The organism is Jeotgalicoccus nanhaiensis (assembly GCF_015235105.1).
In the GTDB taxonomy this organism is placed as follows: Bacteria; Bacillota; Bacilli; order Staphylococcales; family Salinicoccaceae; genus Jeotgalicoccus; species Jeotgalicoccus nanhaiensis.
This window is the reverse complement of sequence record NZ_JADGLW010000003.1, coordinates 191,917-207,129: the sequence shown is the minus strand read 5'-3', so window position 1 is coordinate 207,129 and position 15,213 is coordinate 191,917. Positions and strand designations below refer to the sequence as shown.

The 15,213-nt window shown below is 39.6% G+C and carries 13 protein-coding genes and 1 riboswitch; of the genes, 7 read left to right on the top strand and 6 right to left on the bottom strand.

What is annotated here, in order from left to right:
• Positions 1-13: 13 nt before the first annotated feature.
• The 5 genes from IR135_RS05555 to IR135_RS05535 all read right to left on the bottom strand — a co-directional run bounded on the left by IR135_RS05555 (position 14) and on the right by IR135_RS05535 (position 5,159).
• The gene (locus IR135_RS05555; protein WP_135097459.1) at positions 14-670 is read right to left on the bottom strand and encodes an ABC transporter ATP-binding protein; all 657 of its coding nucleotides are present in this window, start codon (positions 668-670) and stop codon (positions 14-16) included.
• Positions 657-1,781 carry an ABC transporter permease gene (locus tag IR135_RS05550; RefSeq protein WP_135097457.1) on the bottom strand — a complete coding sequence of 375 codons (1,125 nt, stop codon included), beginning with the start codon at positions 1,779-1,781 and terminating at the stop codon, positions 657-659. The genes IR135_RS05555 and IR135_RS05550 overlap by 14 nt, the downstream gene beginning before the upstream one ends.
• On the bottom strand, positions 1,778-2,998 hold the full coding sequence (locus IR135_RS05545) for an ABC transporter permease (protein WP_135097456.1): 1,221 nt from the start codon (positions 2,996-2,998) through the stop codon (positions 1,778-1,780). The genes IR135_RS05550 and IR135_RS05545 overlap by 4 nt, the downstream gene beginning before the upstream one ends.
• Positions 2,999-3,021: 23 nt before the next feature.
• Positions 3,022-4,566 carry a DUF6583 family protein gene (locus IR135_RS05540; RefSeq protein WP_135097454.1) on the bottom strand — a complete coding sequence of 515 codons (1,545 nt, stop codon included), beginning with the start codon at positions 4,564-4,566 and terminating at the stop codon, positions 3,022-3,024.
• Positions 4,567-4,769: 203 nt separating this feature from the next.
• Complete coding sequence (locus tag IR135_RS05535) at positions 4,770-5,159, bottom strand: hypothetical protein (RefSeq protein WP_135097452.1); 390 nt, start codon at positions 5,157-5,159, stop codon at positions 4,770-4,772.
• 382 nt (positions 5,160-5,541) lie between these two features.
• On the opposite strand from IR135_RS05535, the gene IR135_RS05530 reads away from it, so the two are divergent.
• Both IR135_RS05530 and IR135_RS05525 read left to right on the top strand, forming a co-directional pair.
• On the top strand, positions 5,542-7,809 hold the full coding sequence (locus tag IR135_RS05530) for an ATP-binding cassette domain-containing protein (protein WP_135097450.1): 2,268 nt from the start codon (positions 5,542-5,544) through the stop codon (positions 7,807-7,809).
• A gap of 88 nt (positions 7,810-7,897) precedes the next feature.
• Entirely contained in the window at positions 7,898-9,022 is a 1,125-nt protein-coding gene (locus IR135_RS05525) for an NADH-dependent flavin oxidoreductase (RefSeq protein ID WP_135097448.1), read from the top strand.
• A 147-nt stretch (positions 9,023-9,169) separates the two neighbouring features.
• On the opposite strand, the gene IR135_RS11740 is transcribed toward IR135_RS05525, so the two are convergent.
• On the bottom strand, positions 9,170-10,792 hold the full coding sequence (locus tag IR135_RS11740) for a MutS-related protein (RefSeq protein ID WP_167753370.1): 1,623 nt from the start codon (positions 10,790-10,792) through the stop codon (positions 9,170-9,172).
• A 198-nt stretch (positions 10,793-10,990) separates the two neighbouring features.
• On the opposite strand from IR135_RS11740, the gene IR135_RS05515 reads away from it, so the two are divergent.
• From IR135_RS05515 to IR135_RS05495, 5 genes are all read left to right on the top strand, one after another.
• Positions 10,991-11,725 carry a DUF554 domain-containing protein gene (locus IR135_RS05515; RefSeq protein WP_135097443.1) on the top strand — a complete coding sequence of 245 codons (735 nt, stop codon included), beginning with the start codon at positions 10,991-10,993 and terminating at the stop codon, positions 11,723-11,725.
• A gap of 19 nt (positions 11,726-11,744) precedes the next feature.
• A complete protein-coding gene (locus IR135_RS05510) occupies positions 11,745-12,212 on the top strand; it encodes an NUDIX hydrolase (RefSeq protein ID WP_135097441.1) in 468 nt (155 codons plus the stop codon).
• Between the two features lie 209 nt (positions 12,213-12,421).
• A riboswitch (SAM riboswitch) is annotated at positions 12,422-12,520 on the top strand.
• Positions 12,521-12,681: 161 nt separating this feature from the next.
• Complete coding sequence (locus IR135_RS05505) at positions 12,682-13,710, top strand: methionine ABC transporter ATP-binding protein (protein ID WP_135097439.1); 1,029 nt, start codon at positions 12,682-12,684, stop codon at positions 13,708-13,710.
• On the top strand, positions 13,700-14,350 hold the full coding sequence (locus IR135_RS05500) for a methionine ABC transporter permease (RefSeq protein ID WP_135097437.1): 651 nt from the start codon (positions 13,700-13,702) through the stop codon (positions 14,348-14,350). Before IR135_RS05505 ends, IR135_RS05500 begins: the two co-directional genes overlap by 11 nt.
• Positions 14,351-14,369: 19 nt before the next feature.
• Positions 14,370-15,188, top strand: a complete 819-nt coding sequence (locus IR135_RS05495; protein ID WP_135097435.1) for a MetQ/NlpA family ABC transporter substrate-binding protein — start codon at positions 14,370-14,372, stop codon at positions 15,186-15,188.
• Positions 15,189-15,213: the final 25 nt, after the last annotated feature.

Genomic DNA, 15,213 nt, shown 5'->3' with positions numbered 1-15,213 from the left:
ATGACGCTAGACATTATTTTATATAATCCGCTAGCAAATCTCTGTAGAATGAATCTTTACCGATAACAATAACACGGTCGCACACATCTTTAATTTCATTCATATCATGAGAAGTATATATTATTAATGTCTCTTTGTTTACCGCCAGATTTTTTAAGAACTGTCCAATTTCTATTCTGGATTTCAAATCTATACCTGCTGTCGGTTCGTCCAGCAGCAGAAATTCAGGTTCATTTATTAAGCTGATTGCGAGATTCAATTTCCGTTTCATTCCGCCGGATAATTTATTGACTTTAGTGCCATCTCTGCCGAGCTGTATATTATCAAGCAAATCTTTCAATTCAGATACAGACTTTTTAACCGGTGACAATCTGGCAAAGAATTTCATATTTTCAAGGACGGTTAAATCCTCCCATACTGCGATATCCTGGGGAACGTATCCGATAGTCCTACGGTGTTCTTTAAAATGTTTTTTGTATGTTTTACCGTTTAAACAGAGTTCTCCTTTATCAGGTTTTGATAAACTGGCCAAAATCTTCAGCAATGTTGATTTTCCTGCACCATTTTCACCGACAAGACCGACTATTTCTCCCCGTTCAGCAGTCATGCTGAAATTATCCAGTACATGACGTTTGCCGTAGCGCTTACTAATTGATTTAACTTCCAGCATTGTTACCCCTCCAGACCCAGATGAGCGTTAAAATTATAAGTAAAATGACCCATGGAATATTAAGCTGATTCTCTATCAGCATCTCCACCGGGTGCAGCTTCGTTATGACAGGCTTTCCTGTTACCGACACTATAATCGGCATAGCGAGTTGCAGAGCAAGCAGCAAAAACGTCAATGCAACTGCTGACTGATACAGTTTCATTGGTGATTTCATTAAAGAAGCAAGCAGAAATGCAGCTCCGTTTATAATAAATCTATATAAAACGAGTGACAGCAAATCAATATCCGCCGCCAGCATTTCATTTATCAACATGTAAGTAATAAGGTCTATTATCAGCATTACTGCGGTCATGATGATAAATGTCAGTATCATAAACTGCTTATAAGAATGCTTCATAAAATTAAATCTGATTCTGGCACTGCTGACAGTTTCACGTGTAACAAAGTCGAATGTAAAAATAGTTACTGCGAGAGCGATATAAGCCCATACCATCCATGGATTTAAATTCGTCGTCTGTTCATTATTCTCTGTCTCTCCAAAGAAATAAAACGACTGTTCTACGAGATTCGTTTCATTTTCAATACGCTGACGTTCAGAAGCGATATCTTCAGCGCTCACTGCAGTTTCAAACAGCATGTTATTCTGAAGTTCCAGCACATAATTAACAGCCGCATATTCTCCCATTCTTTCCTGAATAATGGCAGCAGCAAGTTCTTTGGCTGGTTCGTAATAAATCGAGCGATCTGTATAATAGGTTTCAATTAAGTTTCTGCGCTGTCCTGCTTGTATTCTTTCATCAAAATCTTCCGGCAAAATAAATACACTGTCAAAGCTGTACTGTTCAAGCTGTCTTATAGCTGCAGCACTGTTCTCTGCCTCAAATACTTCGACGTTCATAAATTTACTGCTGGCGAGTTCTTCTGTAAAGATTTCCGCTTCAGCACTCTGCTCATTCACAACGACTGCTGCAGGCACTCTAAAATCATCGCTTGTACTGTTATAGACTGCTGTAACAATGATGGTTGCCACTAAAGGGAAGATGAGCCACAATAGTATTTTCGGCAGCTGCCGTTTTAAAAGCAGCCACCTCGCATATATCATATCCATCATAATAATCGCCGCTCCTTCAGGCTGCTCACTATAAGGAACAAGATTGCCGCTGCTGCAAGCGTCGCTGTCATAATATCAATTTCCATCGTAAATCTGCCGTTTAAAATAATTTCTTCCATCCACGATAATGCCTGATGACTGTACATATACTCAAATAATGAATCAAGATAAAGCGGAAAGTATATCCTCGGAATAATACTGCCTGCGAATAAGACAATCAGCAACAGTACTGTGAGCTGAATAATCACACTGATTTTAAATGAAGGAATCAGCCAATCGATAATAATCATAATTATTGCTGTAGTAAATATATATAATGCCAGCAGAATCAGCAAACGCAGCAGATTTTCAGCCGGGAGCTCAATACCGCCGAGTTTTAATGTTCCAAAAGTTGTAAGAGCGGCAGCAGCCGTAACAATCGTTCCAATGGTCAAAATTTTGGCTATACCCTGGGAGAGAAAGGTGACCCCGAAGACTCTCATCCGGTCTTCAAGATTACTGCTGATATCGCGCATCAGTGCGATGTAGAGCATGTATATCCAGACAGACATAATAACGAACAGCCCGTTAATAATGAAATACATATTTCCCGTACTGAAATTCTGCACTGTCTGATGTTCATTCATTAAGGTATCACTTGAAAGAACTTGTATAAACTGGCTGACAAATTCTTGAAAAATCAATTCCTCACGGGCTTCCTCATCCATGCCAAATTCCCGGGCATAATGATTTATCGTTAATATATTTGCCTGTGAATTTCTGATGTGTCTGACGACTGTATCAATCACACTGCTGATCACAGAACTTTCCAGCTGCATATCCGGATTGCCGACTACTTCAAGCTCACTTGACTCTCCCTGCATCATCTTTTCGGTAAATTTCTCGGGAAATATTATATAAGCAGCCAGTGTATTTTTAAGAATTCTCTGTTCGGCATCCGCTTCGGTTACTTCTATAATTTCAAGACCTTCTGCCACTTCAGCCGAATCAGCAAGGGCAGCAACAATCATGCTTGTTGCCTCACTGTTATCCAGATTCACCAGTCCCACTGATATATTATTCTCTTCATCAAATTCCAGAAATGAACTGAGCATCCAAATTAAAAGAGCTGCAAAAATTACTGGTGAAAGTAAAATAAGAGGAAGTGTCAGCCACTTCCTCCTCAGTCTGCTGATGTCGTTAGCGATGAATACAAATATATGCCTCATTATTCTCATCGCAGACGCATCCTTTCTATTTCTTAAAATCCTGTCGGTGCACCAAAGTTTTCATTCATCCATTCTTCGAACTTCGGACCAACTTCATCGTTAAAGTATGCATTAAGTTCGTCCATATTCATCTGGCCGATATTCTTCTCGTTATCTGCAGCCGGCAGTTCAATTTCATTTACCGTCTGGCTATCACTTGTTAAGTTAAGCACAAAAGTATCTCTTGTTACATTTATTCCATCGTCAGCATAAAGAGTCATATCTCCAGTCGCCTGATCCTCATTGTACACGGAGCTGCTTTCCATAAATAATGTCAGCGGTGATCCGAACATCTCTTCGTTGAAGTTGATATCCGCATTCCAGACTTCGCTGTCTTCTTCTTCTGTTTTAACAGAATTGATAACAAATAAATCTTCAGAATCTGCTCTCAAAGTAATTGTATCTTCGTAGCCTGACTCAGTTTCATTTAAGTCAGCTGTATAGCCAAGGATCGACTCCATAGTGTCATCAGTGAAGGTCATATCATAGTTTATTACTTTGCTGTCTTCTGAAATGTCCGCAGTACCATCAACTGCAATTTGTCCTGTAGAATCATCAACTGTTACTGCTGTATCCAGGTCCCGCTGAATAATGTTGTCATCGCCATCAGTCCAGACAATAGAAGTTAAACCATCCGGGAATCCCACATCTTCAATATTCTCTGCCGCTTCTTTCAATGAATCGTTAAACTCTGAAGCTGTATCTTCTGCGGATGGAGCTTCGGGATTTCCGAAGTTTGCAGCCATCATTTGAGTTTCAATAATATTTGCGAGCTCCTCATCTTCAGCCATTTTATTAAACAAGTCTCTTAAGAATGTATGAATCTGTTCCTCTGTTAAAGTCATCGTCAGTTTATCAGCTTTAATCGTGTTCTCTCCGACAGTAATTTCTTCGCTTGCTGATTCGAAGGCTTCATCAGGCAAATTCTCCCGGACGAAAGTTGAATACTCATCTTTAAAGTATTCGCGCTGAGCCTCAGTCATAGCGCTGCTTTCAAAAAACATTGAGTAATCAATTTCTTCTGAACCGTCAAAGCTTTCAGGATCAAGAGTGTTCAGGAATGATGCTGCATCCGCTTCATTCACTACCATATACTCTTCAATGAATGGCAGAGTGAGGCCTGCTTTTTCACCTGTAATATAGGTGTTCACATCTGAAATACTAAAACCTGCGACATCAGCATTCAGTCCCATCGTGCTGACTTCATTCGCGATATCCTGGCCCACGTTCAAATCAATATTAGAGTTATTAATCATCTGATCTAAACCCATCTCCCGAAAAGAAGGGTCATTTGTTTCCGCTGTAATACTTATATTAGAGTCAATCGCATTTTTCTGAGCATACTCGTACCATTCAAGCTCGCTCTCAAAACGTTCTTCAAACAGCCCGAAAGTATTCTCTATTTCGTCCATTTCAGCCATTAAATAATTGTTCTTCGGGTCATTGATCATTGTTTGGAACAATATGTATGCCCCGATTGCTAAAACCGCAATAATGCCAACGGATACTCCTAAAATTGTTAAACCTTTTTTCCCCATAGTAACTTCTCCTTTATACTGCGTTAATTTACTCTAATATTATATTTAGTACACATTTTACCATAAAATATGTCTATAATGTGACGCCCTGTAAAGTTTATCTGAGACATGCTCATTAAAAGAGTATTGATTCAAACAGAATTAAATTTGTATAAACAAAAAGGCGGTTCAAAATCCTGTCTTAAGGACTTTGAACCGCTTCTTTATTTTTTAGGCTGATAAAGTATTGTTTGTACGAAAAATGCTGTAAAACTCAGAAGCAAGGTTACACCGCCGCCGATATAAACGATAAGTGTAACTGCTTCGGGGAGATTAAAGGAAACGACGTTTGTCAGGAACATTCCTAAAACCAGTCCCGTCGTACCGATAATTGCAGACCAGACGTGAAATTTCGAGAGTGCATTATACTTAACTTCAAATACTTTATAAAAAATAGACCACGAGAATAAACTGAGCCACCCCACAACTAAAACATGGGCATGAATTGGTCTCAATGCATATGATCCTGATCCTGCCATATGTGCGCCCATGACAGAACCGATTAGTCCAAAGAGCCCTGCGAATACAAGTAATAGTTTAACCGGATTATTCATAAAAACTTCCTTTCAATGACTATTTACTCATATTCTAAAATTTCAATATGAACACAGTATGAACGGCAGGTGTTAAAAAATTAAAACCGCGCATAATCTCAAATGAAGATGAGAATTATGCGCGGCTTTTGTTTTATATTGCTTATCTTAATCCAAGGAATGATAATACAGCTAAAATAACTACAATCAGTCCGATAATATAAATAATATTTCTCATTTTATGTGCCCCCTGTTATTGTCTTAACAATTACTTTCCCAGATTACTCCTGCCGGAAACATTTAATAAACACAAAAACCGGCTTACTGATTTCATACCTGGAGAACAGGGTATTGTTTAAACTGTACTTACTTACAGATAAATTTATAGACAGAGGTGGATTTCATGTCGTATATACGCGTACATGGTGCAAACCAGAATAATTTAAAAAATGTGAGCGTAGATATTCCAAAACATAAACTGACCGTCTTTACTGGACGTTCAGGTTCAGGAAAATCTTCACTCGTTTTCAGCGTCCTGGCCGCAGAGTCAGAGCGTCTCCTGAATGAAACATATTCGAGCTACATCCAGCATCAGCTGACCCAGTATGAAAAGCCGAATGTAGACAGAATCGAGAATCTTCCGGTGGCTATGGTCATTAATCAGAAAAAACTCGGCGGCAACTCGCGGTCTACTGTCGGAACAATTTCCGATATATATTCATCCGTCCGTTTATTATGGTCTCGTGTCGGTACACCATTTGTGGGGTATTCTAACGTTTTTTCATTCAATAATCCGAGCGGGATGTGCGAACGGTGCCAAGGGCTTGGTTATGTCGAAGACATTGATTTAAATGAGCTGCTCGATTTCGACAAGTCACTGAATGAGGATGCGATTAAATTTCCGTCATTCAGACCGGACAGCTGGAGGGGCAAGCGTTATTTATACAGCGGCCTGTTCGATAATGATAAAAAACTGAAAGATTATACAGAAGAAGAAATGAATACATTTCTTTATACAAAACCGAGAAAAATTAAAAACCCGCCGGATAACTGGCCGCGGACTGCCAAATTTGAAGGGCTGATTCACCGCTTCAGACGTTCGTTTCTTTTGAATGATAACTTTGAAAAGAAACGTTTCTTAACGGATGTGGAACGTGTCGTGACCAGTCAGAAATGTCCTGACTGCCACGGTCAGCGTCTTAATGACAAGGTGCTGAGCTGTAAAATTAACGGGGCGAGTATTGCCGACTTTACTGCATTATCAATCGATGACGCGATTCTTTTCCTGAAAAATTTAGATGATGAAAAAGCGAAGTTTATCGTTAAACCGCTGCTCGAACAAATGGAAGCTCTCTCTTATATCGGTTTAAATTATCTGACACTCAATCGGGAGACCCCGACGCTGTCAGGCGGAGAGTCCCAGCGTATCAAGCTGATCCGTCACTTAAACAGTCCGTTGACTGATCTCGTTTATATTATTGATGAACCGAGTGTCGGGCTGCATCCGGAAGATATTGAAAAAATTAATGAAATTATGCGCTCTATCCGTGATAAAGGAAATACGGTGCTGATTGTCGAACATGATCCCGATGTGATTCATATCGCTGACCATGTTATCGACATCGGACCCGGCGCCGGTCAGCATGGCGGGGAGATTATCTTTAACGGCACGTATGAAGAGCTGATGCAGACGGATACGCCGACCATTCTCGCGCTTAATAGAACTCATCAGCTGAAAGAAAATCCGCGGCAGGCAGAATCGTTTATAAAACTGAAAAATATCACTAAAAATAATTTAAAAGATGTTTCTGTCGATATTCCGGCAGATCTCTTGTCCGTTGTAACCGGTGTAGCGGGTTCAGGTAAAAGCACTCTGATTAAAACAGGCCTTGGCAAATCGGAAGACGCGATATTTATAGATCAAAAAGCAGTACAGGCAACCAGCCGTTCCAACTTACTCACTTATATGGATTTATTTGACGAAGTGCGCACCTTTTTCAGTAAACAGACCGGCTTAAGGAAAAGCATGTTCAGCTATAATTCTGAAGGTGCATGTCCTGAATGCAACGGTAAGGGTGTTATTAAAACAGAACTGGCCTTTATGGCGGACTTTTCACAAATATGTGAGGTATGTAACGGTACGCGTTATAAAAAAGAAGTTCTTGAAGCTACAGTAAACGGCTACTCCATTGCCGATGTACTGGCACTGACGGTGGAAGAAGCTGTTTCCTTGTTTAAAAATAATGAAAAAGTTGTATCGCGTCTGCAAAATTTAGAAGCAACAGGTCTTCAATACATGACGCTCGGGCAGTCGCTCGACACATTGTCCGGCGGCGAAATTCAGCGTTTGAAACTCAGCCGTTATCTAGACAGTGATGCACAAGATAAAATATTCATTTTCGATGAACCGACTACCGGTCTTCATGAAGATGATATTCCAGCCTTGCTGTCGTGTTTTGAACAATTAATAAATCAGCAGAATACCGTCATTCTGATTGAACATAATCTGACGATGATGACCCATGCCGACTGGATTATCGATGTTGGTCCCGGTCCAGGCTTAAGAGGCGGTAAAGTACTATACAGCGGGGAACCTGAAGGTTTATTAAATGTAGAGAATTCAGTTACTAGAGAACATCTTAAAAGATATATTAAAAATTCATCTTTTTGAGCAGAAACTTAGTATAAGAGTTTTAATTTAGTTAAGATTTAAAACTGTAACAGTATCTCACTAATGCTTACTGGAGGATTTTATCTATATGAACGATAAATACAAGACTTTATTTGAGAAAGTGACACTTAAAAATGGAGTCGAATTAAAGAATAAATTTGCGCTCGGACCTATGACACACATTTCTTCACATGATAACGGTACAATTTCTGATGCTGAGATTGAATATATGCGCCTGCGTTCTAAAGACGTCGGTCTGTCTATTTCCGCTGCATCAAACGTAACGGACCTTGGGAAAGCATTCCCCGGCCAGCCGTCAGTGGTCCGCGACTCGGATATAGAAGGATTAACACGTCTTGCAGATGCCATGAAAGAAAACGGCGCGAAAGCTATTCTTCAAATCCACCACGGCGGTGCTCAGGCGATTCCGCGGTTAACACCGAACTCTGATTCTGCGGGACCGAGTCCCATTACGATGCAGAGTTTTGATGAAACAGAACCGCATGAGGTACGCGAAATTACAGAAGAGGAAATCATTGAAACTATAAAAGCCTTTGGCGAAGCCACACGAAGAGCCGCTGAAGCAGGATTTGACGGCGTTGAAATACACGGTGCCAACCATTATATTATTCATCAGTTCGTTTCTCCGTATTTTAATAAACGTACTGACAAGTGGGGCGAAGACCCTTTTCTGTTCGCAATGAAGATTGTCGACGCGGTAACAAAAGCCAAAGAGAAATATGCTGAAGATGATTTCATCATCGGTTACCGTTTCTCACCTGAAGAAAAAGAAACTCCCGGCATCCGCATGGAAACTACAAAAGAGCTGATCGGCAAATTGATTGAAAAACCGATTGATTATTTACACGCTTCACTAAGCGAAGTTCATTCTAAGACACGTGAAGGAAAATATAAGGATATTGAACGTATAGAATTACTTCATCAGTGGATCGACGGCCAGATGCCACTCATTGGAATCGGTTCAGTCTTTACTGCAGACCAGGCACTCCGTGCAATAGAAGAAGGGAATATGGAAATAATTGCGCTCGGCAGAGTTTTACTGCTGGATTACAATTTTATCAGTAAAATTGAAGAAGGCAGAGAAGATGAAATCTTTGAATACTTTGACCGGGACAGAGAAGATAAATACGGCCTTCCTGAATTATTATGGGGGCAGCTCGACAAAGGGTTTTACCCGATGCCGAAGAAATAAAATAAGACACAAAAACATCCCGGACATAAAAGTCTGGGATGTTTTATATTTAAAACTCTTTTTATACTTTGCGTTAGGATTTCAGGATAAAATAAGGTTAAAACCCCATCATAGAGCTTTTATAACACATAGCGTTATTTTGTAACGCTATGTGTTATCTACTTTATTCCTCGATTCTTTATACACTTTTTCTGGAAATCCGTATAACCTTAGTAATTCAATAGCATTGGAACTTGTTGCAATCCCGTCTTTAAGTTTGTAATCAAATTCGATATCGTCATCAAAAAGTTCCTCACTGAAATGATAGAAATCAAACTCGCCATTCAGTAAATCTGTTAGTTCCATATCATGTGTTGCAGCAATCAGATAAACGTTCTCTTTCTCATGCAGATATCTTAAAAGAGCTTCACCCGCAGCTAGTCTTTCTACCGTATTAGTTCCTTTAAATATTTCATCGATAATACAGTAAACCTTTCCTTCAAAATCCTCAATCTCATCAACAATCCTCTTCAATGCTTTCACTTCACTGATAAAATAGCTGTCTCCTTCGATAACACTGTCTGTGATTTCCATCGAAGATATTACTTTGCCTGGTGTATATTTAAATAATGCACTGGTGGAAGTGTTCAGTCCGTTACTCGTTATAACATTCACGCCGAGCGCTTTCATAAATGTTGATTTGCCCGCTGCGTTTGAGCCCGTCAGCAGAATATCATTCGCAAACTTCAAATCATTATCTACAGCAGCCACTACAAGCGGGTGATATAGCCCTTCAGTCTGCAAATACGAAGCTTCTTCTCTTTCCGGAAGAGAGTAATACGGCAATGTTTCTCTCCACATTGCCAGGCTGTAATGGAGATCGAGCTCAGCTGTGTAATGCCATCCTTCTTTATAAAGCTCATGGTTTTTCTTAATCGTACGATTGACCAGATGATACAAATGATAATCTACTAAGAACATTAATTTAAAGGCAGAGAAAGCTTGAACAGCCATATTCATTTCTCCTGCGCTGTCGTCGTTAACAAAAAGAGGACTCATTAACGACAGCCGCTTCAGACCTTTACTGTTGAATTTCGAATCTAATTTACCCGCAGTAACAATAATATTAATAGCATAAAAAATATCTGTGTAATCAAACCCGGTTCCGCCTTTATGTTTATGAGATAAGTAAGCATTAATTACAAATCCTGAAAGGATAGTCAGTAAAGATATGTAAGGATTGATAAAAAATAAAAACACGCCGATAACCGGCATAAATGAAAACAGTATAAATATCGGATGATATTGTTTCACCGGCACAAATTCATACATAAACTTACTCGTGTTAGAATTTCCCGATTTCCCAAGCTTGGCTAAGCGGTATGATATCTTTTCACGAAAGCCAGCATCGTGTTTTATTTTATACAATAAGTCTTCATTTATAACATTCTTTTCTGTTGAATTGCGCAGCACTGCATAGAGAAGCTCCGTTCCTATCGTTGTAAATGTATAATTTATCTTCGTCATCAATTCGCTGATATCGAGATCATTCCAAGTTTCATCATCCACAACATTTCTGTCAGCAGTATTTTCATTTTCCATAATATTAACGAAATAGTTATGATAATGAATATAATATTCTGCAGTTGTCTTCAGTCTTTCCTGCCTGTACCACAGCGTCTTAACAGCTTTCTTCAGTTTAAAGAACTCATATGTTTTTATTACCAGGGAAATAATTATAATTAAAATCATTACAGTGATAAAAAGATAGAGCAGTTGAATAATAATCACCTTTCTCTCAGATCTCTGATTAGATATTAATAATTTTATCATTAATATAAATATATACGAAATTATTACTGCAAAGTTATAAATCAAATAAGATATTTATAAACTGTCCAACTATTCCGGATAGTTGATTTTATATATAACCGCCGTGTTCCTTGTGATATATTAGGTTAGATATTTATGGACGAGGAGGAATTGGACATGGCGCTGTTTGGAACTATCGTAGATGCTCTGGCTATTATTTTAGGCAGCTTCATCGGTTTGTTTTGGAGAAACATTAATGAAAATATGAAATCAACCATTCTCCAGGCATTGTCTATTACCGTACTCGTCATCGGAATTGATATGGCCTTAGAAGCCAACAGTATACTTATTATCGTTGTTGCGAGCTTGGCTCTTGGTTCCATGCTGGGTGAAAAATGGGAAATTGAAGATAAAATGAATCACTTCGGCATCTGGCTCGAAACAAAAACCGGAGCAACAGAAGGCGGAGCTGCTGCTGCCTTTGTTACCGCCACATTAGTGTATGTCGTCGGAGCAGTCAGCATTATCGGTGCTCTCGACAGCGGGCTCAGAAATGATCACACCGTACTGCTGACAAAAGCTTTAATCGACGGTGTGCTCGCTATTTTCCTGACATCCACGATGGGTATCGGCATTATGTTCTCAGCCATCTCTGTCTTTCTGTTTCAGGGAGCCATCGCCTTGTCAGCCTCTCAAATCAACCGCTTCATCCAGCCTGATTTGATGGATGATATTATTATCGCGATTACAGGCACCGGCGGTGTAATGATTATTGCGATTGGAATCAGACTGCTCGGTCTGATGAATATAAGAGTTGCGAATATGCTGCCTGCGATATTATTTGCAGTACTGTTCGTAGTCATTCAGTATTACTGGGAAACAATCAGTTTGTTCTTTGTACAGATGTTTTAGTCTATGGGAGTGGCGCACTATGGAAAACGAACTGCTTAAGGTATTTGATTCAGAAGGGACATTAAAAGGGACAGCTTCAAGGGCTGAAGTACACAAAAGAGGTCTTTGGCATGAAACATTTCATTGCTGGTTCCTGAGTAAAGAAGATGGCAGAATCTTCATCCACTTTCAGCTTCGAAGTCCTGACAAGAAAAACTTTGCAAATATGTTAGATATTACAGCAGCGGGTCATTTAAGTTCTGACGAAAGCGTTAAAGATGGTGTCCGGGAAATTAAAGAAGAACTAGGTATTAGTCTTACACTAAACGATTTAATTTATACAGGTTCAGTACAGGATGAAATTATTATTGATGATTTTATCGACAGAGAACTATGCCATGTATTTATATATAAAATTCCGGAAAATACCACACCTGATTATGTATTTATGGATGACGAAGTATCTGATATTTTCAAAATTGAATTGCCTGTGTTTGAAAAACTGTGAACTGAAGAAATATACTCGATTAATATTAACGGTAAAATGATTAACAGAGATAATTTTGTTCCGCATGAAAACAGCTATATAAACTTTGTTATGAATAGTATCAAACAGTATGCTCTGTAATTCATTTAAAATTAATTTCAGATTCCGTGTTGACATTAATTCTGCTGTGCCCTATAGTTAGTTTAAATTAAATAATCAAATAACTTATTTTCTTATCAAGAGAGATGGAGGGACTGGCCCTGTGAAATCTCGGCAACAGACTTAATGTACTGTGCCAAATCCTGTAGCATCATGCTAAAAGATGAGAAGAGCGAATATACATCGGCCTCTTCTTATATTTTAAGAAGAGGTTATTTTCTTTTTCAGGAATGTATATCTGGTTTTTTTAAAAAACACCGGTTATATACTGGTGTATTTTTATTACATTTTTTAATTCCTACTATTTAACTATGTTTAAGGAGCGTTTTTAATGATTGAGTTTATCGATGTAGATAAAACGTATCCAGGCAGCGAAACACCGGTTCATGCTCTGGATAATATTAATTTCAAAGTCGATGCCGGAGAAATATACGGTGTCGTCGGATACAGCGGCGCAGGCAAAAGTACTTTGATCCGTTGTGTCAACCAGCTGGAAAGTGTTTCAGAAGGGAAAGTTATTGTCGACGGTAAAGATTTAACTGCACTCACACCGTCAGAACTGAGAGTAACAAAAAAACGAATCGGTATGATTTTTCAGCATTTTAATCTTTTAAATTCAAAAACGATATATACGAATGTTGCTATGCCGCTAATTTTAAATAAGACACCGAAAAATGAAATCAAAGCGCGTGTTAGTGAACTGCTTGATTTTGTCGGCCTGTCGGATAAAGCGTCACAGTATCCTGACCAGCTGTCCGGAGGACAAAAACAGCGTGTCGGTATTGCGCGGGCACTTGCAACCAACCCGTCAATTCTGCTGTGTGATGAAGCAACGTCTGCACTGGATCCGCAGACAACAGAGTCCATCCTCGAACTCCTTAGAAAGATTAATAAGGAATACAATATTACAATCTTGCTGATTACTCACGAAATGTCCGTTATCCGGGATGTCTGCCATAAAGTTGCAGTAATGGAGAACGGTAAAATTATTGAACGCGGCTCTGTCTTCGATGTTTTTTCTAACCCTGAAACAGAAACCGGCAGACGGTTTGTTAATACAGTGATGCAGACAGAGCTGCCGAATTACGTGCAGGATCTGGTGCAGGAAAGCGACGGTCAGCATATTTACAGAATCAATTTCATTAATCAGCTCGCAGTGAAACCGTACCTATCACAAATCAGCAAGCTTTACGATTTAGATGTGAATGTGCTGTTCGGCAATATTACCGAGCTTCAGGGTATACCGTTTGGCAATTTAATCGTTCAGTTCGACGGTTCAGCCCCTGAACTCGAAAAAGCATTACTTTATTTAGAAGAAAACAATATTCATTACAGTGAGGTGAATACATATGCTGGTTAGCTGGAATACAATACTGGGGGCATTTTTAGAAACCGTGCAGATGGTCAGTATTTCGTTTATTTTCTCGATTATACTCGGGCTGCCGCTCGGCATTCTGTTATACGTCACTAGACCCGGCCAGATTTTAGAAAATAAAGCTGTCTTTACAGTGCTGAATGCAGTGATTAATGTCTTCAGATCACTGCCGTTCATCATCCTGCTTGTGGCAATAATTCCGGTTACGAAATTTATCGTAGGAACTTCTATCGGAACCGAAGCTGCGATTGTACCGATGGTTTTCTTTGCCGGACCTTATATCTCAAGGCTCGTGGAGAGTTCTCTGCTTGAAGTCGACGAAGGAGTACTGGAAGCGGCCGACGCTATGGGAGCAACACCGATGCAGACAATTATAAAATTCGTTCTTCCGGAAGCTCTCGGTTCTCTCATTGTAAATTTCACTATTTCCATTATCGGATTAGTCGGTGCATCTGCCATGGCCGGTACGGTTGGAGGCGGCGGCATCGGCGACCTGGCAATCACATACGGTTATCAGAGATTCGATACGATCACAATGCTGATTACAGTCATCATATTAATTATTATGGTGCAGGGTCTGCAGTCAGCAGGCAACAAACTCGCGAGAGTTGTAAGAAGAAGATAATAACAGGAGGATATAAATTATGAAAAAAGTCATTTTATTTACCAGTTTGCTTTTAATAGGGATTGTGCTTTCAGCCTGCGGTGACGGCGGTAAAGAAAAAGTCACTATCGGCATCAGTGGAACAGACACAGCAGTATGGGATTATGTAGCAGAGAAAGCTGCAGAAGAGGATATTGAAATCGAGATTGTCTCATTTAATGATTATGTACAGCCTAATACTGCACTTGCTGACGGCGAAATAGACTTAAACTCATTTCAGACTGTCGCGTATTTTGATGAATTTATCGAAGAAAGAAATCTGGATTTAGTTCCGATTGCCACAACGAATCTTGCCCCGATGGGCATTTACTCTGACTCACTGACAGACGTTAATGACATTCCGGACGGCGGCACAATCGCACTGCCGAATGATGTATCTAACCAGGGACGTGCTCTGATGCTGCTTGAGGATGCTGGTTTAATTACGCTCGTCGAAGATTATAACGGCCTCGATTCAATTGAAAATGCAATCGTTGACAATCCGAATGATTATCAGTTTGAAGAAGTCGCACCGGCACAAATTCCACGTGCCTTAGGAGATGTAGATCTCGGTGTTATTAATAACGGAATTGCCAAAGATGCAAATCTGCACCCGATTAACGACTCTATTTACCGCGAAGATGACACAGCAACTGATTATGTAAATATCATCGCTGCTAATAATGAAGATGCGGAAAATGAAACATATAACAGAATTGCTGAACTTTATCAGGAAGAAGATACTGCTGAATTTATTGAAGAAGAATATGACGGTGCTTTAATCCCGACAGTACTTGAATTAAATGACATCGGCTGGTAAAACAAATAAGCTCCCTTAATTGGGA